Origin of the sequence: Parapedobacter defluvii (genome assembly GCF_014642075.1) — a bacterium.
Classification (GTDB): domain Bacteria; phylum Bacteroidota; class Bacteroidia; order Sphingobacteriales; family Sphingobacteriaceae; genus Parapedobacter; species Parapedobacter defluvii.
In genome coordinates this window covers 1-1,033 of sequence record NZ_BMIK01000058.1, presented here as the reverse complement: position 1 = coordinate 1,033, position 1,033 = coordinate 1, and the positions used below count along the sequence as shown (strand labels likewise).

Below are 1,033 nucleotides of genomic sequence, written 5' to 3'. Positions count from 1 at the left end.
CGGACTCGCTGACAACCATCCCTATAGCCAATACGAATAGGTTTTCTGCAATGGGGGTTGTTATCCCCGCTACATTCATCTCCTATGGGGCATTAAGTTTACTGTCGCCGGGTTTAAAAAGGTTGAATGCATCTACCCGTCATGAAACCAGGGAACACATCGTAGCGGGTGCCGTCATAGACAACTATACCCAATACGCGCCTACCGCAGCGGTTTATGGTCTCAACCTTTTGGGGGTAAAGGGCAAGCATAACCTCAAAGACCGGACGGTAATCTATATTACCTCCCAACTGATATTAGGAGCTATTGTCGTGCCTACCAAAAGTTGGGTTGGCGAGCGGCGGCCGGACGGTTCCAACAACCTTTCCTTCCCATCCGGCCATACTGCCACCGCCTTTTCCGCAGCCCATTTTATGTTCAGGGAATACCAAGGCACCCATTTCTGGCTAAGCATCTCCGGGTACCCCATCGCAGCGATGACGGGCATCTATCGGATATTCAACGACAAACATTGGGTCGGCGACGTGGTAGCAGGCGCGGGTATTGGTATTTTATCCACCGAGATTGCCTATTGGTTATATCCCATTACCTCAAAATGGTTCAATCCAAAAAACAATCGTCATTTTTTAACCATAGTGCCGGTTTATCAGCCGGGTCGATTGGGACTAAACATCACTAAAACATTTTGATCATGAAAACGAACACAGCAAAACAATTCACCACGATACACCGGGGGCTGCATTGGTGTACCGCAGCATTAATGTCCGTATTATTCATCACGGGCTTTTTACGGATGAACTGGATGGGAAAACAGGCAATCCTCAACGCCATCGAACGGCACGCATCGGGCGCAATTAGCCAGGCACAAACGCAGGGGATCATCAAAAGCATACTTTCGCCCATGTGGCAGTGGCACGAGTTGGCAGCCTACATCCTGTTCGCGGTAATTTCCGCCCGGCTGATCTACATGGCCGTGGCCGGCATCCGGTTTCCCAACCCATTCCAACGCCAACAGGCGCTGAAAGAACGGATA

Annotated in this window: 2 protein-coding genes; both read left to right on the top strand. The window is 50.2% G+C overall.

What is annotated here, in order from left to right; genetic code table 11:
* The coding region (locus IEX60_RS24720) for a phosphatase PAP2 family protein (protein WP_188754044.1) at window positions 1-689 on the top strand (689 nt) is incomplete at its 5' end.
* 2 nt (window positions 690-691) lie between these two features.
* The coding region (locus IEX60_RS24715; protein ID WP_188754066.1) for a cytochrome b/b6 domain-containing protein at window positions 692-1,033 on the top strand (342 nt) is incomplete at its 3' end.